A 903-nucleotide genomic window follows, 5' to 3' on the forward strand; every position below is an offset into this window, starting at 1 on the left:
GTTACAGGAGCGGAAATGGAAGAGGTGCTGATAGTGCTTTGTGTAGTCATGCCAAGTCTCAAATTTGTTGTCTTTCTATTATTAGAAAAAAAGAAAGACAACTGACCGAGATCAGCTGAACTTAGAGAGATATCTCTTTTCAAAACAAACGATTACACGTTGTAGCCGTTCATTGGGCGCATATACTAAGAGCAACGAATGTGACTGTCAACACACAATTGCATAAATATTATTTATTGCGACTCACTTACCCATGATTCAGGTATAAAAAAGGATGGCACGTTGCCATCCTCTCTCAAATCTATACTTCGCTTTGACTAGCGTAAACCATGCAGAAACTCAGCGCGAGTGGCTGGGTTGCTCTTAAAAATACCACCTAAAGCTGTGGTTGTCGTTTCGCTGGTTGCATCCATAACACCACGTGATTTCACGCAGTAGTGCGTCGCGTCGATAGTCACGGCCACATCGTCAGACTCAAGCAATGTTTGCAAAGCAACTAGGATTTGCTGTGTCATACGCTCTTGAACTTGAGGACGTTGCGCGAAGAAACGGACAATGCGGTTGATCTTAGAGAGACCAATGATTTTACCACGAGGAATATACGCAACGGCCGCTTTGCCGTCGATCGTGACAAGATGGTGTTCACACGTGCTGGTTACGGTGATGTCTTTCACGCGAACCATTTCACTTACGTTCATCTTGTTTTCAATAACCGTGATTTTTGGGAAGTTGGAGTAATCCAAACCAGAGAAAATCTCGTCCACGTACATTTTTGCAATGCGATGTGGCGTCTCTTCTAGGCTGTCATCCGTAAGGTCGAGTTGAAGCAGGGTTAGGATCTCACGCACGTGGTGCTCGATCTTTTCTTTCTTCTCTTCACGGCTCACGGCATTAGGACGCATT

General features: G+C 44.6%; 1 protein-coding gene. It reads right to left on the reverse strand.

Going from position 1 to position 903, the window contains the following annotated elements; genetic code table 11:
• Window positions 1-317: 317 nt before the first annotated feature.
• Window positions 318-902: a GTP cyclohydrolase I FolE gene (gene folE / locus R8O11_RS26030; protein ID WP_318194715.1), complete on the reverse strand. Its 585-nt coding sequence runs from the start codon at window positions 900-902 to the stop codon at window positions 318-320.
• Window position 903: the final 1 nt, after the last annotated feature.

The organism is Vibrio sp. 1288, assembly GCF_033344475.1.

Bases quoted from the DNA above. Each gene is read 5' to 3' on its own strand.
- folE (WP_318194715.1), bottom strand. From the start codon at position 902: ATGCGTCCTAATGCCGTGAGCCGTGAAGAGAAGAAAGAAAAGATCGAG.